This is a genomic window from Cytobacillus sp. GQ23, from assembly GCF_059758675.1.
In genome coordinates this window covers 49,787-75,135 of record NZ_JCAXER010000001.1, presented here as the reverse complement: position 1 = coordinate 75,135, position 25,349 = coordinate 49,787, and the positions used below count along the sequence as shown (strand labels likewise).

The window sequence follows — 25,349 nt, the reverse complement described above, 5'->3', positions numbered from 1 at the left end:
TTTAATGGGCTACTTCAATTTCTTTATTAGCCCGTTCTGTCCACTCTGCCCGTTTTGCATTGACAGTTTCCCAGTCGACTTTGATCAATTTGGCAATCTCTTCTTCCCCATAGGCCACTTTATTGACGATGTCACCTTCAAGCTTCACATTCTTATTAACCGGTCCATCAAATAAGGAGTTGGCAAATAGAAGCTGTGCGTCTTCATCCAGGACAAAATTGACAAATTTCTGTGCAAGATCTTCATTTGGAGCATCCTTCACCACACTGACAGTTGCCATCAAAGCTGGAGCCCCTTCTTCAGGAATGACATACTCAATCGGGAATCCGCTATCCTGCAGTGTAAATACCCGGCTGCTTCCCCATGCACTGGCAACGGTCTGCCCTTGCAGGAAGTAGTTGGATACGTCTGCTGTTTTATCAAAAGTGATTGCGTTTTTGGCAATTTCCTTCATTTTTTCAAAGCCCGGTTCAATGTTTTCTGCATCTCCTCCATTGGCAATCGCAGTCATGAGCAGAAAGTGAACTCCATACGTATTGGCAATGGAAGGCAGTACGAGTTTTCCTTTAAACTTTGGATCGGCCAAGTCATTCCAGGATGCTGGTGGTTCCCAGCCATTCTGTTCGAAGACATCCTTGTTATAAGCCAAGCCCGTTGAAATGATCCCGAAACCAACGCCCACATTATCCTTGTCTTTTGCAATATCATAGACATTCGCCAGGTTTGTAACAACACTCTCATCCAATGGTGCCAGCAATCCAAATGCCTTTGCCTGAGCCTGAGGACCATCATCAAGGAAAGCCACATCGATTTGCGGATTATCCTTTTGGGCCTGAAGCTTGGATAAAGTATCAACAGAGCTTCCCGTAATATATTTCACCTTTACGCCATGCTCTTTTTCGAACTTTGGAATCAAGTCCTCCTTCATCTTTTGCTCATAGCTTCCTCCATATGCCGCTAAAACTAGAGTCTTTCCATCACTTTTTCCTGACCCTTCATCTGCAGAACTTCCTGTTTGGCCGCTGCATCCTGCTGCCGTTACAAGCAATAAACAAAGCAATACCATTAAAAAAGCTTTCTTTTTCAACTCATTTCCCCCTCGTTTTGTTTTGCTTTTGTGAACTTAAGGAGCTGTTCTAAGATGAAGAAATGCTAAAAAGATACCTCCTTTTTGCTTTAGATCAATCTATTGAAAGAGATTGATTTTTATATAAAATATAAAGATATAATATTATAACTTTATATCTTTTAAATTTATAAATGCTCCAATAGGATTTCACCAATTTTTTTACAATTGAACTTCTGTATAGTAAACCGCTTTATCACTGCGGATATAGAACTTAGAAAACTCAATAATATCTTCTTGCTTTGTGTAAGTCGTACGCTCCCACTCAAATACAGGGGTTCCCGGTTCCACCTGAAGCAGCTTAGCCTGGTGATCAGGAAGAATATAGGGCCGGATAAATACCTTAGCCCTGTTTAGCGCTATATGAAATCTGCTTTTTAAAATGTTAAAAATTAAGTCGTTATTGATCATTTCAGGTGTAAGCCCCTGACACTTTTCCGCTGGAAGATAAGTATATTCCAATGCGAGAGGGTCATTATTTTCCACTTTTAATCTCTCAATTCTGATCACGCCATCCTCTGGATCAATCCTTAACTTCTGGGCGATTTCAGAACCTGCTTTCTCATATTGAAAGTTTAGTAGATCATGAGGGTGTTCCTGTTCCGAACCGGTGGAAAGCGATAAGATTGAATTAAGATCCTGCTCTTTGGCAGCCCCGGATACAAATGTTCCTTTTCCTCGCTGTCTGAAGAGATAGCCTTTATTCACAAGTTCAATTACAGCCCTTTTAACCGTTATGGTGCTGACATCGAATCGACCGGATAGCTCCTGCTCAGTCGGCAGCTGGCTCCCTACCTCCCATTGGCCGGAAATGATTTTTTCTTCGAGAATCTGCTCTACTTGTCTATATAGGGGTATATGTGAACTCTTATCAATCTGCATTTATGTATCTCCCTTGAAAGAATATAATGTTATAACTTTATATTATTTTATAATTTATCTGTTTTTTGGGTAGTTGTCAATATTTTTTGAAAATTAAATATTTAAAGCAACCCAATTGGGATCTCTATTTATTAGTTTCCTAGTTTCTGCGCTGCTGCAGCTGTTTAACTCTTTTAAGTATGGCTGGCTCGGGGGTGCTTTTTATTCCTTTTGATTACTTCATTGACGCTGATGTTTTTTTGGTCGCTATTCCTCCTAATTAACTACCATTTTATTCTCGCTACGCCCTTTTTGGGCACTATTCCTCCTGATTAACTACATTTCTCTCTCACTCCGCCCCTTTTGGTCACTAATTCCCCTGATTATCTACCATTTCACTCTCGCTCTGCCTCTTTTGGTCACTATTCCCCATATTACCTGCCCACACATACCACCGCCATCTTCCCACCTAGCCCTTACCCCCAAAAAACTCCATCACAGCACCAATCCGATCCTTAAAGCCAGTATAATTATGCCCCGCCCCCTCAATGATGCGAAACTCAACCTCACAACCGCTGCTCTTTAGCCTTTCATAAACCGCGTTGTTAGACGCCAAAAATAGTTCACTCATTTTCCTATTTTCCCCTGCCTCTGCAGTGCCGCAATCCAGATATATTTTCCCTGATGGAGGTGTGATAGCTGCCAGTTTTTCTATTTCCTCCTGATTCGGGTAGAAGGCGGATGACACTCCTGCGATTTTTCTAAAGGTATCAGGATATTGGCAGCCGGCATAAACAGAGTTCAATCCGCCCAATGAGATGCCCGCCATATAGTTTTTGGCAGCCATCGTCCTATATTTGTCATCTATTAACGGCTTCAGCTCATTCACAATAAAGTCAGCATACTCTCTGCCCTTACCGCCTAAGCTGCTTTTGTACCCTAATACCTGCTCGCTGAAATCCCCATTTTTCCATGGGCAATATTCATTGAGCCGTTCTTCGCCTTGTGTATTTTGGTCGATTGCTGCCACAATCAACTCTGAATTAGTTTGATCCAGATATTTGTGCAGCTCCAGGGACACTCCGCCAATTGCTTCCTCTGCGCCAAAGACATTTTGCCCGTCATGCATGTATAGGACCGGATAACGTTTATTGCTGGTGCCATACCCCTCCGGCAGGTAAATCCGAACTTTTCTTACCCCATTAAAAATGGACACAGTTAACACTTCAAGCATGGCTTGCACCTCATAATCATTATTCAATTAACCAGTTTTGTTTCTGGCTCAGCCTCTTTCTGCAAAAACCGCACTCTAGCACTTGTAAAATATTGTACATCGGTCCTCCGAAAAAAGCTCAAAAAAAGACTGCCGATCATTCTCAGCAGTCTTCATTCCATTTAACACAGTCTAACGGGCAGTAATGGCCCGATTGGTTCAACTAACAATCAGTGAGGCCACCCCACTGATTAAAGTTTCACTTTATTTTTTCAAAGCTTCATATTGCTTCAGTATTTCTCCTGCGAGCTCACCTGATTCTTCAAGTCCGCATACTTCTTTCAGTACATAGGCCACTCCGTTTTCCTGGATCATGGCCTGCAGCTTAACTGCTTCTTCATCTTCCCTGTTATCAAACAATAGGGCTGCAGCGATGGCTTTTGCCAGGTTCGTGTAAGATATGCCTGCCTTCTGGGCCTGCAGTGCCGGGCGAACGAGCCTGTCTTCAGGTCCGAGCTTCCTTAATGGTGAACGGCCAACCCGTGTGACACCGTCATTCAGGCGGGCATTCTCAAAACGGCCAATGATTTTATCGATATATTTCTGATGCTCGTCCGGATTCAGGCCATAGCGATGAATTAAATAGGCACCTGTTTCGCCAAGTGTTGCCTTCACCTGCTGGTAAATATCTTTATCAGCAAGTGTCTGGTCGATGGTTTCTTTGCCTGCCAGGTAACCGAAATACGCAATTACCGCATGTCCTGTGTTAACTGTAAACAGCTTTCTTTCGATAAACGGCGCAAGCTCTGGAACAATCTTCATTCCTTCAATATGAGGAATGTCTTCGGTCGTTTCGACAACCCATTCATGGTACGGTTCCACCAGGACATCAAGTGATCCCTGGTTATTTTGAATAGGAACAATCCGGTCTACAGCGGAGTTTAAGAAGGAGACATTCTCAAGATTAATGCCGCTCTCCAAGTTCTCCAGAATATAGCCCTTTAATAAGTCAGTTGCCGAGATCTGATTTTCACATGCGATGACATAAAGCTTTTCCGTAATACCAGCTTCTGCTCTGGCAGCCAAGCCTTTTGCCATTAACGGCGCAATGCGGGGAAGGATATTTGGCCCTATAGCTGTTGTTAAGAACTCAGCCTGTTTAATGGCCTCAATCACTTCAGCCTCCTGCTTCAGATTGTTCAATCCTGACACATTCGTAATGGTCAAGCTTTCCTGTTCATCTGCAGCCAGAATCACTTTGTATTGTTTTTCTTCGTTTAACTGATTAATAATCTCATCAGCAATATCCACAAATGTCACATGGTAGCCTGACTGTGAAAATAGTGCTCCGATAAATCCTCTTCCAATGTTCCCTGCTCCAAAGTGTACTGCCTGTTTCATCGAATCATTCCTTTACCGGTTTATTTTAAAATGAGACTGGAGGTATTCTGTGAAAATCGCTTCCAGCTTCCTGAAGATCATATCTTCGTTTGCGGAAGAAAATAGTAATATTGCTTCCTCTGTCTCAATGATATTCGTGCTGATTAAGCTTAAGATTTCCTGCTCTCTTCTGCTTAGTTCGTCTGGCGCGAGCATGAGCAGCAGGTTTTTCATGACCACTTCTTTTCCGTCCATTCCCTTTACGAGACAAGGCTCTGGCAGATGGGCGATTTGGAAAATAAGTGTTCGGACGTTTGGGTTGCGCGCATGAAAGAGAGCCATATTCGTTTCAGGAATTCCAAGACCGCCTTTTTGTTCCCGACCCCTTAAGGATTGCAGAACATCTTCCGGATTTATCAGCAGATGATCTCCTTCTGCATTCTTCACCATTTTTGCGAGAATCTGCTCCTGGCTTGCTTTCCCATCCATTCGGTAAAACCGGAAGTTCTGAATAAGAGACTGAATGCTCTCGTGAATATCTCTCATCTCCTCAAGCATAGAGTCTAAAGAGACGTTGCTCTGCTCTGTCTTGTGGTGCCTATCCTCCGCCACTTCCTGATACTGTTTTCCTTTAGTGAGCCTTTCAATATTGTTCTTCAGGTAGTTTTTTATCGTGAGAATATTTTCTTCACTTAAAAGCGGGTTCACCAATATATACTCGGCATGTATAAAAGGAAGCCTGACAGTAGAAAGGATTAAATCATATTCCTTCATATTCGCACCCTCCGACATTTCCTTAATCGATTTGATTTCAATGAGATCAATCTCAGCCACTTCTTTTTTCAGCCTGCTTTTCAGCATCTTGGATGTGCCGATGCCTGTCGGGCAAATGAGAAGCGCCTTTATTGAAAGGTTCTCTTCCTGCATGACAAGTGCCGAACCGAAATGAAGGACGATAAACGCAATTTCGTCATCGGAAAATTGATCAATATCAGTGAACACCTCTTCAAGACTGTTTTTCACAGCCATGAACAGAACCGGATATTTACGCTTGATTTCCTCTTTAAGCGGGTTGTAGGACTCCATATTCTGTTTAATCCGATATAAAGATGGCTCCATATGGGCGAGCAGTCCCTGAAATAAGGAATAATCCTTGTTCAAATCCACATGCAGCTGCTCAGACACAGATTTAATCACGTTCCTGATCATTTGGGCGAGTACAATGCTGTCATACGGAAAAGCCTCCGTACCGCTCCATTTGGTGCCTTTAAGTATACGCGACAGGTAAAGGATATCCCCTTCGGAAAAATCACAGGCAAATGTTTGTCCGAGCCTGTTTGTGATTTCCTGAATCAATCCGTATTCAACCGTAACCTCTGTGTCCAGAAGCTCCGTCCGTTCAACAGGAAAACCGCTGAGTGCCCTTTTCACTGTTATGCAGGTATGCAGCACAATCTCCAGGTAGCCGCTATCCGCAAACCGGGCAGGTGCACCAGTAAATACAGATTGAAGGATGCTGTTCACATGGCGAAGGCCTCCAGCGTCAAAGTAGTGAAGAATCCTCTCTTCCCCAAGCTTCCCTTTTTCAAGCAAAAACAATTTCTCGATTAATTCTTCATGAAAGTAGTGAAGGAGAAATTGGGCAAGCACGCGGCGCTTATCTGCTTCCGTTCCATGAAGTTCTACGCCTACTCCCCGCTTTCTCGTCAGTTTCACCCGGAAAAGGGACAGCCATTCGGCCAGTTCGTCCAGATATGCTGTCAAGGTTGCCGTGCTGATGCCAAGATAGCCGGCAAGTACCTGGGTTTTGTAGACATCTTCTGCAAGAATGGCCAAAAGAAGGCGCAGCTTTTTTTCCTGTGGAGGCTCATCGATTGGTTCACTATTGGTCAAATGCTGGATCAGCCTGAAAATCTGCTCGTTTTTCCCTTCAATGACAAGTCCCTGATTCATATTCCGGGTTAAGGTCAGTCCGAACTCATTGACAATTTTCTCAACTGCCTTTAAGTCCCTCTGAATCGTTCTTGCACTGAAATTCAAGGAAGAAGCAATCGACAATGCCGTATGTTTCCCCGATGTTTTAATAATCAATTCAATAATGGCTTTTTCCCTCGATGTAATATACATGAGATCAGCTCATTTCTAAAATTAGTGACGATAAACGAGGAAAAGAAAAGCGCATAAGGACGCTTTTCTATTCCTAAGGTTTATTTCTTGCCGATAATATCCATGATGGTCTCAACAGATTCGGCTGAAGCCAGCTTCTCGATATTATCCATATCCGAACATGTTACCGCTATGCCTGATAAGATTTCAAGATGTGTGCCGTCTTTTCCTGCAATTCCGAAGATCAGACGAACCTTTTGGCCATCAAAATCAACGCCATTTGGTACCTGGATAACCGTAAAGCCTGATTTAATAACTGCCTTTTTCGCCTCTTCCGTTCCATGAGGGATCGCTACATCATTCCCCATATAGGTGGAAGTGATATTATCACGTTCAATCATCGCTTCAATATAGCTTTCTTCCACATATCCGGAATCCACAAGCACTCTTCCGGCAAATCGGATGGCTTCATCCTTATCCGCAAACTCTTTGTTCAGGAATATATTTTCCGGACGCAATAAATCGTCTTCATGCGCCATTTCCTCATCCGTTGCATCAGGAACATTTTCCTCTGCATCTTCAACGATTTCGTGCAGCTCCGAGTTAGCCGGGAACTGCAGTGCATCGATCAGTTTGTCATACTCCGGGCTTGATAGGAAGTTATCAACTGATACATGAAATGCATTCGGCACTTTCTGACGTGCCCTTGGTGTCAATTCATCCTGTGTAATGACGATTTGGGCATCTCCAGGAAGATTAGAGATCGCTGTATTTGTAACAGCTATGTCCATGCCTGCTTCCTTCACCTTTTTGCGCAGCAGGGATGCACCCATGGCACTTGAGCCCATGCCCGCATCACAGGCAAAATAGATTTTTGATACGTTATCAGGCATTGCAGCATTTCCGCCTTCAAATACATTTGAAACAGAGCTTTTCTTGCCTTTCATTTCCTGCATCTTTTTCGACGCTTCTTCAATGTCATCTTCACCCTGCTTGCCTGTTTTCATAATAAAGGCAGACACGAAGAATGATACAGCAGCAGCCACAAGCACAGCTGCGAAGTTCGCAATATATGCACTTGCATGATGAGGTGTAACTGCAGTAATGGCAATGATGCTTCCCGGTGATGAAGGAGCGAACAATCCGCCGCCTAATAGAACCAGTGTGAACACACCGCTCATTCCTCCAAGAATTACCGCAATCATCAGCATAGGACGCATTAAAATGTACGGGAAGTAAATTTCATGGATCCCGCCGAAGAAGTGAATAATTCCGGCACCTGGAGCAGATTTTTTAGCATTGCCTTTTCCAAAGAAAATATAAGCAAGTAAAACTCCAAGACCGGGTCCAGGGTTTGCTTCTAGCAGGAACAGGATGGACTGACCTGTTGATTTAACCTGTTCCACACCGATTGGCGACAGAACACCATGGTTAATGGCATTGTTCAGAAATAACACTTTCGCCGGTTCAATTAGAATGCTTGTCAGCGGCAGAAGACCTGTGCCAATCAGCCAGTCAACACCGGCTACAAGCCAGCTTGTGAATTCATCCACTGCAGGCCCTATTCCGAGGAATGCAAGGATGGCCAGAACGGCTCCAAGAATTCCTGCTGAGAAGTTGTTCACGAGCATTTCAAAGCCTGCACGCACTCGGCCTTCAATCATTTGGTCAAATTTCTTAATAACATAGCCGCCCAGAGGACCAATCACCATGGCGCCCAGGAACATCGGGATTTCCGCCCCGGCAATAACCCCCATTGTCGCGATGGCACCAACAACGGCTCCCCGCTGATCATGAACAAGCTTACCTCCGGTGTAACCGATTAACAATGGAAGCAAGTATGTCACCATTGGCCCTACCATATTGGCAAGGCTTTCATTTGGAATGAAGCCAGTAGGTATAAATAAAGCTGTAATCAGACCCCATGCTATAAAAGCAGAGATATTCGGCATAACCATCGAGCTCAGAAAATTACCGAACTTCTGTACAGCAACTTTTAGATTAGATTGAGCCATTTACACTCATCCTTTCAAATAAGTACTTTATTACTAATGGTAAAGTACATAACCGCCGAACTCAACAAAGGAGAAACTCAACTTTGTCGCGCATCACATGACAAAACTATGGTTTCTCCTAATCTTCCTTCTTATTCACTTCAATAACCGAGGTTGCCCCAACCGGTTGTCCCCCGGCCATTAGGGCCCCGTGATTATTAGAATTAAGAGTTACAGTAATTTCATTTTTGCCTTCCTTCAGTTTGCCTAAATGATAGTACTCTCCGTAAAGGCGGCTGATTTTTTTGCCATTTATGTATAAGTGGGCATGTCCCTCGTTATAGCTTGGCTTCATCTCGCCCGCTTTTTCAGGAGCAAAGGCAAAATGAAGAAGATCCAGCTTTAAAAGCCATGTATCAGGACCATCCGGGGCTACACTTAAGTTTACCTCAGGAATCTCCATATCTTTTGGAATTTCCACAAATCCATGTGCCATGTGATTTGCTGCACCGGTCTGATTATGAGGATTCTGACTGGTATAAAAATAGAAAAAGCCTAAGAATAGAAGGATAAAACTGATCAAGCTTCCAGCCTTTTTCATCATGCTTCCTTCTCCATCCTCTTTATCATCAATCCGATTATAACTAGCAATAATCCAATAGCTAAAAAGGCCATATCATACAATAAAGGATTTTCCGCCAATGGCCTGACACGGTGAACCTGAAGGATATGATGATCCACAATGCCTTCAACAAGATTAAAGGCTCCTCCCCCTATGAATATACCGCCAGCGAATATCTTCCAGCTGGTACCCAATTCATTTTTGCGGGCATCCTGAAAAATCTTCATCCCGCCCCAAATCAGCTTCGCCGAAAATAAAGCCGTAAATAAGCCATCTGTAAAAATTTCGAGTTTGATATTCGGGCTGAGAATCATATGATGCCATTGCAGCAGCTGATGAAATAAGATGCCATCAATTGCCCCTACAAACCCCAGCCCGAGTATTATGCCTGCTATAAAGAGGTTTTTATTTTCTTTTTTCACTTTACGCACCATCCTGAAAAAATCGTCATACCTCGATTAGTGCCCAAAACATGGTCAATTTATTCTATTTTTCATAAAAAAAAGGAAAAGCCGAATCTCGTCTTTTCCTTTTTTTTATTATTGATGATGCTCTTTTTCGGCAGCCATGGCCTCTGCCTTTGTTTTATGCACTGTTCCAAAAGGATGCTGCGGAGGCGCATAGATGGAATATAACTTGAGCGGCTTGTTGCCTGTATTGATGACATTGTGATATTTGCCTGCCGGAACGAAAATGGCAAAATCATCCGCTACTTTCCGCTGAAAATCCAATCGGTCAGGACTGTCCCCCATCTGGACCATTCCTTCCCCATCTTCTACTCTAAGGAACTGATCAAGCTCCGGGTGGATTTCAAGGCCAATATCCTCGCCAACATTGATGCTCATTAAGGTCAGCTGCAAATGCTGCCCGGTCCAAAGCGCTGTCCGAAAGGTGTTATTTTTCTTGGTTGCTTCCTCAATATCCACAACAAATGGCTGCGGACCAAAATCTGTCACCCGATTATTCAGTGAAACCAATCGAGCGGCATTATCCTGTTCTCCGCTCATAGCCCATAAGAATACATTTTGAACCTGGGGAAGCTGAGTAAGCACGGAACCCCTCTGGTTCTCCTCGTACCCTTTCATTTCGATTTGATACGCTCTCTGCAAACCGTCGCGGTAATGGTCAATGGCTACATAGTCGACCTGATACTCGGGCTTTTTTCCTGTTAAATTGTAATAAAGATTGCAAAAATGGTTCAGATGAACTTTCTTTCCTTCTATAACCTGAATAATATTCTGTTTGTGCTCTTCATTCGGGGCATGCTCTGCCAGCTGCGTGTACAGCTCAAGTGCAGAAGCTTCCCTTTTGACTCCTTCTAGAACCGTTTCACAAAGCTGCTGAAAATGATCCTGATTGCTTCTTAACATTTCATCAGTATACACAGGTGAATGAGGCTGCGGGTAATAAGGATAGGAAAACGCATAAGGATGATACAATACTTGTCATTCCCTTCACAGAATTATCACCACATCATATGCCTATGAGAATAGAAGGTACGTTGTTTTATTAAGTTGGGCTTCTGTACGCAAAAGAACCAGCCTCATTCCAGACTGGTTCTCTATAATCCAATTATTTTTTCGGAATCTCACAGCCGTCATCATCACAGCTCATCCCGCCGCTGTCATTTAATACCGTTATCTCATCCTCAGCAATAATCTTCTGAAGCGCTTGTACGATCATATCAGGTGGCTGTGCTCCGCTCAGTGCGTACTTCTTATTAATAAGAAAGAACGGCACCCCTGTAATGCGGTACTGCTGAGCCAATTGCTCGTCAGCGCGGACTTCATCTGCAAAATCGCTGCCAGCAAGCACTTGTTCAGCTTCTTCCCGGTTCAGGCCAGCTTCTTCTGCTAACTTGGCTAAAGTCGAAGGATCTCCAATATGTCTGGAATCAGTAAAATAAGCACGCAGCAGCCGCTCTGTCATTTCCTTCATTAATCCTTTTGTTTTGGCAAACATCGTCAGACGATGCGCGTCAAACGTGTTAGTAAGGATGATGGTATCCATGTTGAATTCCAGCCCGGCGTTTTTCGCCATCTGCACCACGTTTTTCGAGTTGGCCTTCGCCTGCTCAATCGTCATCCCATATTTCTTCGCCAATTTTTCATACATGTTATCCTGAATATCCCGCTCTGCCGTCGGATCCAGCTCAAAGCACCTGTAAGTCACTTCGATTGGATGGTTAATCTGTTTAATGGCATCCTCCAGATGCCTTTTGCCAATATAGCAAAACGGTCAAGCGAAGTCAGTCCACATTTCAATATGCATACCTGATTCCTCCCATATAGTTATTTCTTCTTTAGTATAGTTGGGGGGATATTTTTTTACACGGAAAAAGCTCAGAGTTAGGGGGTTGCTGACTATGGATTTTGGCGTTCCCCGTGCGGGCTGATGGCAGGTATGAGCGCGGAAAATGAACGATTCTTTTGGGTGGCTGCCCTTTTCGGCGTTATTCCGCTTGATTAATTCCCATTTCGCTCGGGGATCCGTGGTTTTGGGCTTTATTCCACTCAATTAACTACCATTTCACTTGTCTACCCGACGTTTTCGGCGTTATTCCCATCGATTAACTACCATTTCGCTTAGCGACCCGTCGTTTTCGGCATTATTCCCCTCGATTAACTACCATTTCGTATGGCTACCCGTAGTTTTGGGCATTTTTCCGCTCAATTAACTACCATTTCGCGAGCCCACACCATTTGGTCCCTATTCCTCTCATTTATCTGTACGCCAGGCGGGCTGCCATTCTCCTGCAAGACTCTCATTTATTCGCCAGTTCATCATGGTCTGCCGGATGCGGCGGCTCCTCGAACCAGCCATTCTTAATCAGAATCTTTGCACCGTCCTCAGCATAGCTGGCGATTTCTGCTGACAAGCGGATGAAGGTAATCGATATATCTTTTCGTGCACTTGATGCAGCACTTGTTGCATAAATCCCTGCACTTAAGGCAATGAGCGAGGTTGTCATAAACATCATCAACTTATCTGAAAAGGGAGGGGTTGTGGAATCTGTTACTTCCATATCCCAGGACATGCTGGCAGGCAAATAGCTTTCCTCGAGCATTTGAGAAAATACCTTTGTATGCTTTGCGGCTATATCCCTTCCCCTTACCATGAACTGGCCAACTTCCTTGGATCGGGCAACCTGGCTAAACCCGATCATGATCGAATTTCCCAATGCATTTCTCTTCAGATTGGAATGTATATTTGTAATTTCAATGACATTTAGCGGCCTTTTATCACCGAACATACCACCCATGAATTTTTTGCTTTCGACAAAGCTAGGGCCTTTCACCGGGATGATATGAGGGGATCTTATATACAGGTGTTTGTCTAACAGCATATTCTTGAGTTTAGTTTCATACTCATTCACTTGTCTTAAGCAATTGTTGAAATATTCAACGACATCTGGCCGAACCGCGAATGTTTTGGCCAATGCATAAAAACTCACTGCAAACATGACATAATTATAAAGGAAATGCAGAGAGAAATTCTCTGAGAACAGTTTTGGGGCAGCAGTATTCACATCCTCTTCAGCCTTGAATCCATATGGAACGGAAATTCCCTCATTTTCAAAAAATCCAGTCAGCTTCTGTAAATGTGCATCTGATATTTGAATACCTTCCTGAAGCATGGACTGTAGTTTCTGGTCTTCAACTGTATATGAAAAATATAAGAAAATACATTTACTCATGCTGCTGTTCAAATATCCCGACCATAACTGCGCTATCTCAGCCGAAGATAATGCAGAGTTCTGATTAGCATTCATCACTACACGTCCCTCCTTTTTCTTATAGCATTTCCAAAAGGAGAAAGAAAAACAATCAGATTTATGAAATGATTAAATATTGCACATCCTAACAAAGGGAGGTGTTTGTTTTGATCGTTTATTACGGTTCCATCAAGAAATTGGATCGCTTTCAAATAGAGCCTGCAGGTCAAACATCAATACAGGAGTTTGATACACTTGGGATCTGGTGTACATCGGATTTGGAGTCTGCCCGGCCATTTGCCACTGGGACAGAATCAGTCTGCGAAAAATCAGATACGGAGTTCTGGGAAGATGGAACACCGAAAGTGGTCCAATACGATAAGGCCATCCGCGGTTTCATTTATAAAGTGTATATGGATGAACCAAGCTTAAAGGAGTATGATTCCTATGAACTTTTCATGAATGAAAGGGATCCTTATTGTGACTACGCAAGCGCAAAAAAAAGACCCCTCAGCTGGAAAGATAAGGCGATCCTTTTGAATAAAGATGAAGCTAATGCTGGTTTCCGCAAAAGTCTTATGAAGCAGGGCTTCGATGGCATCCTCATTCGGGAGATGGCTATTGAAACCGGCCCGGAGGATATGTATTGCATTTTATCAGGTGATATAATGCAAATTGCTGATGTCTTTTCATTTGAGTAGTCTAAATCACTTTCTTCAGCCAGAAAATCACTTGATCAAGCTCTTCTTTTGTCGTATTTCTCCCCAAACTGAATCTAACAGCACCCATTCCTATGTGCCCCGGAATCCCCATTTCCCTCAGAACAGGAGATAATTCCACTTTTCCTGCATGACAGGCAGACCCTGTAGAGGCTGCAAGCTGAGGTATGGCGGATAAAATGTCCTGGCCAATTCGGTTAACAAAACTGACATTCAAGGTATTAGGGAGCCGTTTTTCTTCATGTCCATTCAGAACAACTTGATCTCCAAAAGCCTCTTTCAATTCTCCCCAAAAATAATTCGTTAAGTCTGCAAGTCTGCCGTCCGCAGCATGCTCACCAGCTAACTCACATGCTTTGCCAAGCCCGGCTGCAAGTAATGTGTTCTCTGTTCCTGCACGCATTCCGAACTCATGTCCTGCCCCATGGATCAGCGGTTCAAGCTCTGTGCCTTTTCTGATAAATAAAGCCCCAATCCCTTTCGGCGCATACAATTTATGGCCGGCAATGGTGAGCAGATCCACCTTCAGCCGATTGACATCAACAGGCACCTTCCCTAGGGATTGGGAGGCATCGGTATGGAATGTGATCTTATGTTCCCTAGCGATTTCCCCTATTTCTTCTATTGGCTGAAGCGTCCCTACTTCATTGTTTGAATGCATAACAGTGATCAGGATGGTGTCTTCCCGTATGGCCTTTTCGATATCACCGGGAGAAACCATTCCGTACTCATTCACATCTACCATCGTAATCTCAGCACCTAAACGCTCCAGGAATCGTAAAGGCTCGATAACGGCAGGATGCTCTATTTTTGATGTAATAATGTGCTTGCCCCTATTCAGATGCTTGAAAAAATAGCCCTTTAAGGCCAAGTTATTGGCTTCGCTTCCGCCACTGGTAAAAATAATCTCTTCAGGTGAGCATGACAGAAGGTCAGATACCTGTTTTCTCGCACCATTCAATTTATCTTTTACCGGCTGCCCGGCCCAGTGCATCGCAGAAGGATTTCCGTAAAAGTCTGTCAGAAAAGGATTCATATTATCTGCAACCTCTGGTGCCAAAGGTGTACTTGCGTTGTAATCGAGATATACTACTTTATTCATTTCCCTTCCCCCCTTCTTAAAGAATATCAAAAAAAGGGATGCACCCGCACCACTCTCTTAAACATTTAACAATTAATTTACAGACCTTTTATCCTGCTTTAATAAAGAAGGTTTAGAATGAAAATATGCTTAGTTAGCGAAAGGGGGCGGGAGCATGCTTGAAAAACTGTTTAGGTTAGTGGTCCTGACTGTGTTTTGTACGCTTTTCCCGTAATCTTAGAGATTTAGACTCACCCCTCTTCTTTTTCGCTTTCTGTGTCCGAAGGTGCCAGGTTCTGACTCTAACCTCTGCTTTTTCCCTTTTTGTGTCTGAAGGTGCACCAGGTTCTGACTCTAACCTCTGCCTTTTCGCTTTCTATGTCAGAAGGTGCACCAGGTTCTGACTCTAACCTCTGTTTTTTCGCTTTTTGTGTCAGAAGGTGCACCAGGTTCTGACTCTAACCTCTCCTTTTCCGCTTTTTGTGTCTGAAGGTGCACCAGGTTCTGACTCTAACCTCTGCCTTTTCGCTTTTTGTGTCAGAAGGTGCACCAGGTTCTGACTCTATCCACTCCTTTTTCCCTTTTTGTGTCCAAAGTTGCACCAGGTTCTGACTCTAACCTCTGCCTTTTCGCTTTTTGTGTCAGAAGGTGCACCAGGTTCTGACTCTAACCTCTGCCTTTTCGCTTTCTATGTCAGAAGGTGAACCAGGTTCTGACTCCAACCTCTCCTTTTTCCCTTTTTGTGTCCGAAGTTGCACCAGGTTCTGACTCTAACCTCTGTTTTTTTGCTTTTTGTGTCAGAAGGTGCCCCGGGTTCCTTTGCTTTTCCGCTTTTTGTGTCAGAAGTTTCCTCAAGCTCCGACTCAACCCTCCGCTTTTTATGTCAAAAGGTGACCCAGCTTTACCAAAAAAAGAGCCCTGCCCAAGGACAAAGCTCTTTTCCCTTAATAATAGTAATAAGGCGGATATGGTGGATATGGAGGGTATGGATAATAGTAAGGGTATCCAAAGCCTGGTCCAGGTGTAAGCAACGCTCCTGTCGCAAGGCCACCTAAAAATCCAAGCCCGAGTCCAAGACCAGGAAACCCTGGCCGGCCGAATCCAAATCCAGGCCTTCTTCCAATTCCAAAGCCGGGACGCACTCGATAGTCAGTAACATACATGCCATTGTGCGGAACATACTCCTGATTCACCGGCATGTACGGATATTGGTAATTCAAACAGAACTCCTCCTCTGTATTTGTCTACAGTAAAGGATATGCGGCAGTTGCCTATAGGGTTTGGGCCCCTGCCCTTAAACCGAAAACAATCTTCAATTAATAGATAAGTAACCACACCTCTATCAGCGTTCTGTCATATCTATAGTTAAATTGATATTAAAAAAGAGGGATTCTATTGACTAGAAGAAAACAAATTCCTTGCCTTTTCCCCGGATACAGATGGTGCGGCCCCGGATGCAGCGGGCCGGATGCCCCTATTAATGGTGTGGACTCCTGCTGCAGGGCACACGATCATTGCTGGGCAAGCGGCAGATCAAAATGCAGCTGTGACCGGGAATTTCTGAGATGTCTGAAGCCAAAAACAAACCTGCATGGCGAAGAAGGCACCATTGCAACAATCATCTATATTTACATGAAGATTCAAACTGATTTTACCTGCAGCCGGTTTCGGAGGAGAAATCACTATTAAAAAGCGGCGCTAGTCGCTTTTTTTATTCCAAGCCCTATTGCTTTATAAAATTGCTTGGATTAAACTCAAGATGTTATTGGAATAATACGAATACTAAAAGGAGGAACTATGAAACTAGGAGCATTTTCAGTAAGTTTAAGCGTAAAAGACATTAACAAATCAAAAGAATTTTACGAGACACTTGGTTTTCAGACCCTTGGCGGAAATATTGAGCAAAATTGGCTGATCCTGAAGAATGAAAACTGTGTCATCGGTCTGTTCCAAGGCATGTTTGAGAACAACATCCTGACATTTAACCCTGGCTGGAACCAGAACGCAGAAAATTTAGAGGATTTCACGGATATTCGGGACATACAAAAGTATCTGAAGGAACAAGGACTTCCACTCATGACGGAAGCAGATGAGTCAGGCTCCGGCCCTGCTAGTTTCACCCTCGAGGATCCGGATGGCAACGCCATTCTAATCGACCAGCACCGGTAAGGTCTGCATACATAAAAAAGACAGCAGTGCAGCCGGCACTGCTGTTTTAACTCAGCCGCTCATTGCCCCGTTTAAAGTTCCCTGTTATCTTCGCCATTATTAATTGCCTGCTCTTCTCGTCTTCAGCATCATTCATTCTTTTTAAAAACTTCTCTGCCTCTTTTCCTTTAAGGATCTTCACTTGCTTGCCTTGATAATCCAAAAACACTGTACTATTTTTATTTACCCGATAACTAAATGGTTCTTCATCCAAGCGGTTCCTTTTATCAATTTGATTCATAATTCCGCCTCCCCTGCTTAAATCAAACTATAATTTAGAATATTCAACAAGAGTATTTTTCAATAAAAGGAATATTCTATAATGTATATATTCCATTGAAGAAGCGGAGATCATGTTTATGAGCATAATTTTAGCCCTGCTGGCCGCATTATTTGCGTCCTTCACCGCCATCCTTGCAAAGATCGGCATTGAAAAAGTTGATTCCAATCTGGCTACCGCAGTACGGACTGTTGTAGTAGTAATCATGGCCTTCCTGATGGTCGTCATTACTGGCGAAACGGAAAGCATCTTGACCATTTCGGTAAAATCGTACATATTTCTCATTCTATCAGGCCTGACAACCGGCCTGTCATGGATCTGTTTTTTTAAAGCCATTCAAATTGGAGATGTATCAAAGGTTGTTCCCATTGATAAGTCCAGCGTCGTCTTAACCATCGTCTTGTCATTTATTATTCTCAGGGAACCCGCCACCCTTTGGGTTGTTTCAGGCGGAATCATTATTTCTGTTGGGACCTTTGTGCTGATCGGCCGAGACAGGAAAAAGAACCGTAAGAAGAAAGTATTTAATACAAAGTCATATATTTTTCTGGCAGTCCTTTCAGCTGTTTTTGCTGCGGCGACCAATATTTTAGCCAAAATCGGAATCGAAGATGTGGACTCTAATGTCGCTACATTTATCCGGACGGTGGTCATCATTCTTTTCGCCTGGGGAATTGTGTTCTTTCAGGGGACCTACAAGGATCTAAAAAAAGTCTCCAGGAAATCTTATCTATTTCTTATCCTTTCCGGTGCCGCAACGGGGCTATCCTGGCTGTGCTATTTCGGTGCCCTCGCCATCGGCAAGGTTAGTGTCGTGAACCCCATTGACAAGTTCAGCATCGTGCTGACAATGATTTTAAGCTTCATTATTTTAAAAGAAAAGCCAACAATGAATATCATAGCGGGTGCCATTTTGATTACAATTGGGACCGCTTTGCTGATTATTTAAACGACAAACACATTAATAACGGCCTGATTGGGGCCGTTTTCTTGATTCGGACTTTGTATCAAAATGGTACCCGCTCATTTTTAGTAAAGAAGCTGAGAATTTCACTATGCGCAAATAAATCGTTATAGCCGAAAAGGGCTATGTGAAAGTATTTTATCCGAAAGTAAATTTGGACTATTGGCACCAGAAAACAGATGATGGGGACCGCTTTGCTGATTATTTAGGCGATAAATACAAAAAAAGGCCTAATTTGGGCCGTATTTTTGATTTTCAATATGATTGGACTACGCACAGCTGCTTTTTAAAGCCAAAATAGCATTTATGTGCGGATAGGCCAAGTTTATGTGCGGATAAAATATTTTATGTGCGGATAGCCCTTTTTTATGTGCGGATAAAATTATTTATGTGCGCTAAAAGCATTATCCCCCCTGCCTTACACAACCCTTAACTGTATTTTGCAAAATAGCCGGCCCTAGTGTACCGGAACGTGAATTGGAAAGGCGCAATTGCACAATTGCATCAGGAGAAAACTCAGCTGATATTTCGTCAAACTTGCCAACCCATGGGATGCCGCCAAAGATACTTGGCTGATCTTCTTTAACTGGGTACATTTTGAATCTCCAGCTGATTACACCAGGTATTTGTGCGTACCCTTCGTATTGGTCATAATCGCCAAATTCGGAAGGCTGGGGCACCCAGTCAGCATAGATTCCAATCGCTGTCCGTTCCCTGACAGGACTGTCCGGCTCATCTGTATAGGGCTTCTTCACTTTGGTTATAAGAGCTGTTCCCTGCATATTCGGTATATCTTTTACAGGCTCCAGCAAAATGCTGCAGGGATAGGAAAGAAATTCTGCATGTGCTTCAAATAATGGAATTAAAAAAACACAATCAAAATCATTAGAATCCGTTTCATCTGGTTCCCTCCGTTTCAAAGACTAATTTGCCCTCCATTCCGCAGTAAAATTCGGAGGAACCTTTGACATTTTGAATAGATGAACATATAATGGTCCCTGTATCAAATTATTTTAGGAGGATTATTAAAAAATGACACACGCGATGAGACTTCGATTCCCAACTTTGAACCAGTAATTTAATACGTTCAAAGGCTCTGTTTGTGTGAACAGAGTAAACGGGATTAGTCTGTCCTTTTTTAATAATCTTCATTTCATATGAAATAGCCCCTATTAGTGCTATTTCCTAAATTGCCGTGGCAATTTTATTATGAATGGAAAGGCGGATTTTTCTGCCTTTCTTTTTTTATGTCTATGAGCCTTCCCATAGACAGCAAAAGGAAGGTTTATTTGCTGACGGCTCCTGATCAGCCCCTAACCGAATTAGGATGGGTCCTCTTCCCTTTACTCTGAATCACAGGCAGATGCCTGTGATTTTTTTATTGAAAGGAAGAAGAAAATGGATAGTCACGCTAAATATAAAAATTATGTAAATGCCCTTAGATGCCCGCTATGTGAGGATTCACTGCAGGTTTTCCAATCGAAAAGCCTGCTTTGCCCGAACAGGCATACCTTTGATATTTCACACCATGGCTATGTGAACATGCTCAGCCATTCACCGAAGAGCCGGTACAATAAAGTCTTATTTGAAGCCAGGAAGAAAATCATTATGGAGAGTGAACTGTTTACACTCCTTCATGAGAAAATATCAGCCGTCATTGACTCCTTTTCCGCCAATTTTGATGCCTTATTGCTTGACGCAGGCTGCGGTGAAGGGTCACATCTGGAGAAGGTTTTGGGCAATTCCAGGAACGGAACAGTGACAGGAATTGGCCTGGATATTTCTAAAGCAGGTATCGCCCAGGCTGCAAAAAGGTATAAAAATTCAATTTGGCTTGTCGGGGATCTGGCAAAATCTCCTCTGGCTGATCACTCTGTGAATATGATTTTAAATATCTTTTCTCCTTCTAATTACAAGGAGTTTAAACGGATTTTAGTTCCAGGCGGGCTCATCATTAAGGTGGTTCCGCGTGCTGCACATTTAAAAGAGCTTCGGAATGCCATACATGGAGCCAATGAAAATAGCACTTACAGGAATGATGAAACCATCTCACTTTTTAATAAGCACTTTACACTCGCTGACGTTATTACCGTGTCTGATGCAAGAGAGTTGAATGAAAGTGAACGGACACATTTAGTGCTGATGTCTCCCCTTGCCTGGGATGCCAATGAGACAGCTTTGCAGGCATTCGTCACCCAAAGCGGCCATATCACAATCGACGCGGATATATTAATTGGATTAAACCAAAATGAAACGAGGTTATCGTAATGGAAAATGTCCTTTTTGAATTAAAGAATATAGAAGTTTCCTATTTAGATAGAGTGGTATTAAACATTCCCCGGCTGGCTGTTCATCAGTTTGACCGGATTGGAATTGTCGGCAAAAACGGAGCTGGGAAAAGCACTCTTCTGAAACTAATGGCTGGACAGATAAAGCCGGAAAAAGGACTTGTTAACAGCTTTGCTGATTTTGCCTACTTCGATCAGCTGTCAGCGCCGGAAGCGGGTGAAATAGACTATAAACTGGCGGAGAAGCTAGCGATTCCAGACACGGAAGTTGAAAACTTAAGCGGCGGGGAAAGAACGAGGAGAAAATTGGCGCACATGTTTTCCAGCTATTATGAAGGGTTGTTAATTGATGAGCCAACCACCCACCTCGATAAGGAAGGAATCCAATTCCTTATTGATGAGCTGACCTATTATTATGGTGCACTTGTGCTCGTCAGCCATGACCGGTATGTACTTGACCAGCTCGTTACAAAAATCTGGGAAATTGAAGACGGCTCTGTGACAGAATATACCGGTAACTATACTGATTACATGGAACAAAAAGAGCTGAAGCGAAAACAGCAGCTCCAACAGCATGAAAAATATGTGAAAGAGAAATCCCGCTTATTAAAAGCGGCAGATGAAAAAATGAAAAAGGCGGAGAAAATTACTCAAGCCAACGGCCATATCTCCAAAAAGGAAACAAAGGCCAAAGCCAATAAAATGTTTATGACAAAATCCAAGGATACAAGCCAAAAAGCGGTCCAGCGCGCCGCCAAAGCCATTGAACAGCGGGTACAGATGCTCGAGAATGTGGATGCGCCAAAGGAAGAAATGACGATTCGTTTCCACCAGCATCCTGCACTGGAAATGCACAATAAATTTCCCATCATGGGCGACCGGGTAACATTAAAAGCCGGAGGAAGAACACTTCTGGACGAAGCGAGCTTCCAATTCCCCCTTGGCAAAACCATAGCCATTACTGGAAAAAACGGATCAGGAAAAACAACACTGCTCAACTATATCCTGAACCGCGGCGAAAGAATAACCCTCTCTCCTAAAGCGGTAATTGGCGCCTATGAACAGATGGATTACCAATTCGATAAAAGCAAAACGGTGCTGGATTATATGAAAGATAAAAGCGATTATGATGATAGTAAAATTCGTTCGGTGCTGCACTCCATGAGTTTTACAGGAAATGACCTGAAAAAGGATGTGCGCAGTTTGAGCGGCGGAGAAGCGATCCGTCTCGTGCTATGCCAGCTTTTCCTGGGCAGATACAATGTACTGATATTAGATGAACCCACAAATTTTCTGGATATTTATTGCATCGAAGCGCTTGAACGATTTTTAAAAGCCTATAAAGGAACCGTCCTGCTTGTTTCACATGATACGGTATTTATTCAACGGGCAGCTGATTACGTGTATGTGATAGAAGATCAGATGCTGGTTCTTAAAAAGAACTAAAAAATGGACCCGGCTGCTATTGCAGCAGGGTCCATTTTTTGTGGATTTTATTTCAAATCAAACTCCTTAAACCAAAATTTTAAGGCCTCCATTGGTTCATCTCTCGTATGAACATAATAGATTTTTGCTTCGGTTGGTTTTATGTTCTCCGTGAGTGCAAACGAAAAACTAAACTCCCTGGATGTCTCTATATCAAATATTTGAGGATCTAATTCTGAAGGATGCTTATTTTTTATTCATTCTTGAACCGAATCTTCAAAGTAACGGCTATCCATTTTTTCATAATCCTTCGATCTATTTCGCTTAACATCCGTGGAAATCTATAAGCATCTAATGGTTTCTTCCAAACGCCTGTCACTGTATATGATTGATTTTCCTATTGGACAGTAAAATTCAATGAATCAGGTGCAGTATGATACCAAGTGTTACAAAACACTTATCCAACAAAAAGGAATATTGCTAATACAGGCAGTATAAAGAGCAGTGACACTATTCTGCTCGTCTTCCATAACCTGATTCCTAAAAATAATTAAACCAAAAAGGACGATAATTGCAAGGATAATAGACATTTCGTTCTCCATTTTCAATTATTCATTCTAATCCAGCTGACGGCAATAAAATAACCAATCATGGGTGAGATTCCATACCCCATGATTGGCATTGGAAAATGACCAAATAGAGTTACAATCATAGTAATTAAGAAATAAACCCCTAAAGATAACGATATAATATTACTTCTGCCGTAATAAAAGAATGGACTTAATAATAACAGCAGCGACAAAATACCTAAAATCAGCCAGACAATACCAAGATCTGCAACCAAAAAGATAATATCTTCTACATAAGGAACTGGTGCTAAATCATCGATAAAAATCCATGAAAGGATAACTGTGACAGCGCAAAGCATAGAGCTAATCAACTTTAACTTCCAATTACCAATCTTCTTCCACAAAATAAGAGAAGCTGCACAAGCAAATGAAGTTAATTGACCTGCATCTGGATGGAATAGCAGGATTAATAAGGTTATAAAATACAGTGCGATTCCGTAGCTAGCAGGATTGTTTAGTTTCCATAGCTGAATAATAATAATTGGCAAAATAATGCTTGCTGCATATATGTTAACCGGTCCTAAAGTTAGCCAGCGATGAACACCGCCTGAACCATCAAACAGAAATGGAAGAACTAATAAGGCTACTGCAATGCAGGTTAGAAGAAGATCGCCTTTAATTAATCTTTTTTCCTTATTAGGAACTAAACAATAAGAACACAAAACAGCTCCCACAAACCAGATTAAGATGTTTTGAAGCGATATTCCGGGACTCAGACCATTTGCAGCCATTGCACAAGTTCCTATTAAGATAGCAGGAATCATTAGTAAATAAGAAATAGAATTTTTTAAAGTATTCATGTTAAAATCCCCTTTTTTTATCCTCGAAAATTTTAACATATTAGTCATCAGCTTATTTAATTTAGTTAAATAAAAATGAATTATTCTTTAGCTACTGCAGCAGCCGCTTCTATCTCTACTAATTGGCCGCTATACCCCAAAACGGTGACACCGGACAATGTGCTTGGAACATCATGGGAGCCGAATTCTTCTCTGACTGCCTGCCATGCAGCCACCAAATCTGCCTGATCAGCGGATGCAACAAGAACTCTTGTATAAGCCACATCCTTTAATTCAGCACCACATTCCTGTAAGGCTGCTTTCAGGTTTTCAACACAAAGCTTAGCCTGTTCTTCAATCCTGATTCCCTCAGGCACTCTCCCCTCTTGATCAAGAGGACAGGCACCCGCCATAAAATAAAGGTCCATTCCAGAAGGGACATGGGAGGCGTAAGCATAGTCAACAGCAGGTAAAACCTTAGAATGTATGAGTGAGATTTTCTTCATTTCTTAAATTCCTTTCCTTTAGCATTTTACTAATGTAATTCTAGCTATATATAAGATTTCCTTTTTCAGGTAAACTATTTTTAATAACCATCATAAAAGGCGGGTGGCATAATGCGGAGTTTAAGATTAGTAAGTATAATCGTAATTGCCTCTGTCAGCTTACTGTTTGGCTGTTCAGATAAATCGGTGGATCAAGGGGAATTCCCGCCAGAGAAGAAGGCAACTGCTGTAGTGAATGGAACAGAATATCGAATGGAAAAAGGAAACTTTCAGTGGGTCAGAAAAAAAGGCCTTGAAACGGAATCAATCCAAACTGATCATGCATCCCCGAATCAGATGGCAGTACAGCTTAAACCTATTCTTGTAAAACCGGACCAGAAAGTCAAAGTGAAAATTGAAGATAATCCAGTTATGAAGGTGTATTTATGGAATGAAACGGGAATAGAAAGTGAAATCAAGCTGGAGGATAATCAAATTAACATGCCTGCAGATAAAGGAATATATATTTATGAAGTTTTAGCAGAATGGCAAAACGGTGAAATCTCTTTTACATTTGTGGCGGAAGTTCAGTAATAACAGGGAAACCAGGACATGGTTTCCCTTGATCCAGCTTACTGCTTAATAATTTTTCTCTCCTTCAATACTTCTAAAGCAATATTCCTGGCCTCAGTGCCTGTTCCATCAATATTCACAGCAAACACCCATGTGCCCTTCTCCGTTTCAACAAAACCAACATACCAGCCAAGTCCCATATCAGAGAGTCTTGTCCCTGTTTTCCCATGTAAAATGAAGTGATCCTGTTCATCCTGAATCATTATTCGTTTGACTGTTTTTTGGTTCTGTTTTGAGAATGGCAAGTCCTCTTCTACTAACTTTTCGATAAAAGCTGCTTGTTCTGCTGCAGATATTCTCAGACTGCTATTCAGCCAGAATCTATCAATTCCGCCAGATATGTCTTGGTTCCCATACCTTATTTTGGCTACGTAATTCTTCATTTTCTTTTCACCAATTGTCCTTGCCAGGTCCTGATAAAACCAGATAGCCGATTCCCTCATGGCAGAAGCAAGTGAGTGATCCCGGTTCCAGCTTTCGAATTCCCTTTCCACTCCATCCCACCGTTTCACTTCGTATTCATCTCTGACAGCAGCTGTTCCCAGCCCAACTAGAGCATTGGCGACTTTAAAGGTCGATTCTGGCGTCAGTCTCTCTTTGCTCCGCTCCTTGTTATAAACATACACCTTGTCATTATTAAGGTTTTTTAGGACCATCGTGCCCTCTTTACCAGCAAAAGCCTCTTCAATGCGCAGCTCTTTCGTATTTTCTTTTCCGCCTAATACATCAGCACCTGTTCCTGTCAGCAGCAATAATAAGGCAAGTACGGCTATTCCGGCTCTCCTCATCATTTTCATCTTTTCTTCCTCCTTTATAAAATAGGATTTCCGTCATGATGTCA

General features: G+C 42.6%; 26 protein-coding genes. 8 read left to right on the top strand and 18 right to left on the bottom strand.

Going from position 1 to position 25,349, the window contains the following annotated elements; all coding sequences use genetic code 11:
- Position 1: 1 nt before the first annotated feature.
- The 11 genes from AC6CHU_RS00425 to AC6CHU_RS00375 all read right to left on the bottom strand — a co-directional run bounded on the left by AC6CHU_RS00425 (position 2) and on the right by AC6CHU_RS00375 (position 13,074).
- Entirely contained in the window at positions 2 to 1,066 is a 1,065-nt protein-coding gene (locus tag AC6CHU_RS00425) for an ABC transporter substrate-binding protein (RefSeq protein WP_498119839.1), read from the bottom strand.
- 222 nt (positions 1,067 to 1,288) lie between these two features.
- Positions 1,289 to 2,008 (bottom strand): GntR family transcriptional regulator, encoded by a 720-nt coding sequence (locus AC6CHU_RS00420; protein WP_498119582.1) that lies wholly within the window; start codon positions 2,006 to 2,008, stop codon positions 1,289 to 1,291.
- 448 nt (positions 2,009 to 2,456) lie between these two features.
- Complete coding sequence (locus AC6CHU_RS00415; protein WP_498119580.1) at positions 2,457 to 3,248, bottom strand: alpha/beta hydrolase; 792 nt, start codon at positions 3,246 to 3,248, stop codon at positions 2,457 to 2,459.
- A gap of 216 nt (positions 3,249 to 3,464) precedes the next feature.
- Entirely contained in the window at positions 3,465 to 4,601 is a 1,137-nt protein-coding gene (locus AC6CHU_RS00410; protein WP_251284885.1) for a mannitol-1-phosphate 5-dehydrogenase, read from the bottom strand.
- Between the two features lie 12 nt (positions 4,602 to 4,613).
- Positions 4,614 to 6,707, bottom strand: coding sequence for a BglG family transcription antiterminator (locus AC6CHU_RS00405; RefSeq protein ID WP_498119578.1), 2,094 nt, complete (start codon positions 6,705 to 6,707; stop codon positions 4,614 to 4,616).
- Between the two features lie 80 nt (positions 6,708 to 6,787).
- On the bottom strand, positions 6,788 to 8,701 hold the full coding sequence (locus AC6CHU_RS00400; RefSeq protein WP_498119576.1) for a PTS mannitol transporter subunit IICBA: 1,914 nt from the start codon (positions 8,699 to 8,701) through the stop codon (positions 6,788 to 6,790).
- A gap of 118 nt (positions 8,702 to 8,819) precedes the next feature.
- The gene (locus tag AC6CHU_RS00395; RefSeq protein WP_498119574.1) at positions 8,820 to 9,284 is read right to left on the bottom strand and encodes a hypothetical protein; all 465 of its coding nucleotides are present in this window, start codon (positions 9,282 to 9,284) and stop codon (positions 8,820 to 8,822) included.
- Positions 9,281 to 9,724, bottom strand: coding sequence for a DUF2243 domain-containing protein (locus AC6CHU_RS00390; protein ID WP_159865677.1), 444 nt, complete (start codon positions 9,722 to 9,724; stop codon positions 9,281 to 9,283). The genes AC6CHU_RS00395 and AC6CHU_RS00390 overlap by 4 nt, the downstream gene beginning before the upstream one ends.
- Positions 9,725 to 9,841: 117 nt before the next feature.
- Positions 9,842 to 10,741 carry a cupin domain-containing protein gene (locus AC6CHU_RS00385; RefSeq protein ID WP_236566224.1) on the bottom strand — a complete coding sequence of 300 codons (900 nt, stop codon included), beginning with the start codon at positions 10,739 to 10,741 and terminating at the stop codon, positions 9,842 to 9,844.
- A 133-nt stretch (positions 10,742 to 10,874) separates the two neighbouring features.
- Complete coding sequence (locus AC6CHU_RS00380) at positions 10,875 to 11,528, bottom strand: DsbA family oxidoreductase (protein ID WP_498119837.1); 654 nt, start codon at positions 11,526 to 11,528, stop codon at positions 10,875 to 10,877.
- A gap of 538 nt (positions 11,529 to 12,066) precedes the next feature.
- Positions 12,067 to 13,074, bottom strand: a complete 1,008-nt coding sequence (locus AC6CHU_RS00375; protein WP_159865825.1) for a DUF3231 family protein — start codon at positions 13,072 to 13,074, stop codon at positions 12,067 to 12,069.
- Positions 13,075 to 13,175: 101 nt separating this feature from the next.
- On the opposite strand from AC6CHU_RS00375, the gene AC6CHU_RS00370 reads away from it, so the two are divergent.
- Positions 13,176 to 13,718, top strand: a complete 543-nt coding sequence (locus tag AC6CHU_RS00370) for a hypothetical protein (RefSeq protein WP_251284891.1) — start codon at positions 13,176 to 13,178, stop codon at positions 13,716 to 13,718.
- Between the two features lies 1 nt (position 13,719).
- On the opposite strand, the gene AC6CHU_RS00365 is transcribed toward AC6CHU_RS00370, so the two are convergent.
- Positions 13,720 to 14,838: a cysteine desulfurase family protein gene (locus AC6CHU_RS00365; protein WP_498119571.1), complete on the bottom strand. Its 1,119-nt coding sequence runs from the start codon at positions 14,836 to 14,838 to the stop codon at positions 13,720 to 13,722.
- Positions 14,839 to 15,761: 923 nt separating this feature from the next.
- Positions 15,762 to 16,016, bottom strand: coding sequence for an inner spore coat protein YmaG (gene ymaG / locus AC6CHU_RS00360; protein ID WP_396399546.1), 255 nt, complete (start codon positions 16,014 to 16,016; stop codon positions 15,762 to 15,764).
- 196 nt (positions 16,017 to 16,212) lie between these two features.
- On the opposite strand from ymaG, the gene AC6CHU_RS00355 reads away from it, so the two are divergent.
- Entirely contained in the window at positions 16,213 to 16,506 is a 294-nt protein-coding gene (locus AC6CHU_RS00355) for a phospholipase A2 family protein (RefSeq protein ID WP_159865662.1), read from the top strand.
- Between the two features lie 108 nt (positions 16,507 to 16,614).
- Complete coding sequence (locus AC6CHU_RS00350) at positions 16,615 to 16,986, top strand: VOC family protein (RefSeq protein WP_498119569.1); 372 nt, start codon at positions 16,615 to 16,617, stop codon at positions 16,984 to 16,986.
- 46 nt (positions 16,987 to 17,032) lie between these two features.
- On the opposite strand, the gene AC6CHU_RS00345 is transcribed toward AC6CHU_RS00350, so the two are convergent.
- Positions 17,033 to 17,266 carry a hypothetical protein gene (locus AC6CHU_RS00345; protein WP_159865656.1) on the bottom strand — a complete coding sequence of 78 codons (234 nt, stop codon included), beginning with the start codon at positions 17,264 to 17,266 and terminating at the stop codon, positions 17,033 to 17,035.
- Positions 17,267 to 17,384: 118 nt separating this feature from the next.
- Here AC6CHU_RS00345 and AC6CHU_RS00340 point away from each other — a divergent pair, with 118 nt between their 5' ends.
- Positions 17,385 to 18,254 carry an EamA family transporter gene (locus tag AC6CHU_RS00340; protein ID WP_251284651.1) on the top strand — a complete coding sequence of 290 codons (870 nt, stop codon included), beginning with the start codon at positions 17,385 to 17,387 and terminating at the stop codon, positions 18,252 to 18,254.
- A gap of 419 nt (positions 18,255 to 18,673) precedes the next feature.
- Here AC6CHU_RS00340 and AC6CHU_RS00335 read toward each other — a convergent pair whose 3' ends face one another.
- On the bottom strand, positions 18,674 to 19,189 hold the full coding sequence (locus AC6CHU_RS00335) for a YoqH family protein (RefSeq protein WP_498119567.1): 516 nt from the start codon (positions 19,187 to 19,189) through the stop codon (positions 18,674 to 18,676).
- 112 nt (positions 19,190 to 19,301) lie between these two features.
- On the opposite strand from AC6CHU_RS00335, the gene AC6CHU_RS00330 reads away from it, so the two are divergent.
- The 3 genes from AC6CHU_RS00330 (at position 19,302) to AC6CHU_RS00320 (ending at position 22,003) form a co-directional block, all read left to right on the top strand.
- On the top strand, positions 19,302 to 19,346 hold the full coding sequence (locus tag AC6CHU_RS00330) for an erythromycin resistance leader peptide (protein WP_142301762.1): 45 nt from the start codon (positions 19,302 to 19,304) through the stop codon (positions 19,344 to 19,346).
- A gap of 321 nt (positions 19,347 to 19,667) precedes the next feature.
- The gene (locus tag AC6CHU_RS00325; RefSeq protein ID WP_159865647.1) at positions 19,668 to 20,537 is read left to right on the top strand and encodes a putative RNA methyltransferase; all 870 of its coding nucleotides are present in this window, start codon (positions 19,668 to 19,670) and stop codon (positions 20,535 to 20,537) included.
- Complete coding sequence (locus AC6CHU_RS00320; RefSeq protein WP_498119565.1) at positions 20,537 to 22,003, top strand: Msr family ABC-F type ribosomal protection protein; 1,467 nt, start codon at positions 20,537 to 20,539, stop codon at positions 22,001 to 22,003. Before AC6CHU_RS00325 ends, AC6CHU_RS00320 begins: the two co-directional genes overlap by 1 nt.
- 583 nt (positions 22,004 to 22,586) lie before the next feature.
- Here AC6CHU_RS00320 and AC6CHU_RS00315 read toward each other — a convergent pair.
- Together AC6CHU_RS00315 and AC6CHU_RS00310 are read right to left on the bottom strand one after the other, a co-directional pair.
- Positions 22,587 to 23,411, bottom strand: coding sequence for a hypothetical protein (locus tag AC6CHU_RS00315; RefSeq protein WP_159865641.1), 825 nt, complete (start codon positions 23,409 to 23,411; stop codon positions 22,587 to 22,589).
- Between the two features lie 80 nt (positions 23,412 to 23,491).
- Positions 23,492 to 23,896, bottom strand: a complete 405-nt coding sequence (locus tag AC6CHU_RS00310; protein WP_498119563.1) for a RidA family protein — start codon at positions 23,894 to 23,896, stop codon at positions 23,492 to 23,494.
- A 111-nt stretch (positions 23,897 to 24,007) separates the two neighbouring features.
- Between AC6CHU_RS00310 and AC6CHU_RS00305 the strand changes: the two genes are divergently transcribed.
- Entirely contained in the window at positions 24,008 to 24,469 is a 462-nt protein-coding gene (locus AC6CHU_RS00305) for a hypothetical protein (RefSeq protein WP_498119561.1), read from the top strand.
- A 38-nt stretch (positions 24,470 to 24,507) separates the two neighbouring features.
- On the opposite strand, the gene blaOXA is transcribed toward AC6CHU_RS00305, so the two are convergent.
- A complete protein-coding gene (gene blaOXA, locus AC6CHU_RS00300; RefSeq protein WP_251284644.1) occupies positions 24,508 to 25,305 on the bottom strand; it encodes a class D beta-lactamase in 798 nt (265 codons plus the stop codon).
- Positions 25,306 to 25,349: the final 44 nt, after the last annotated feature.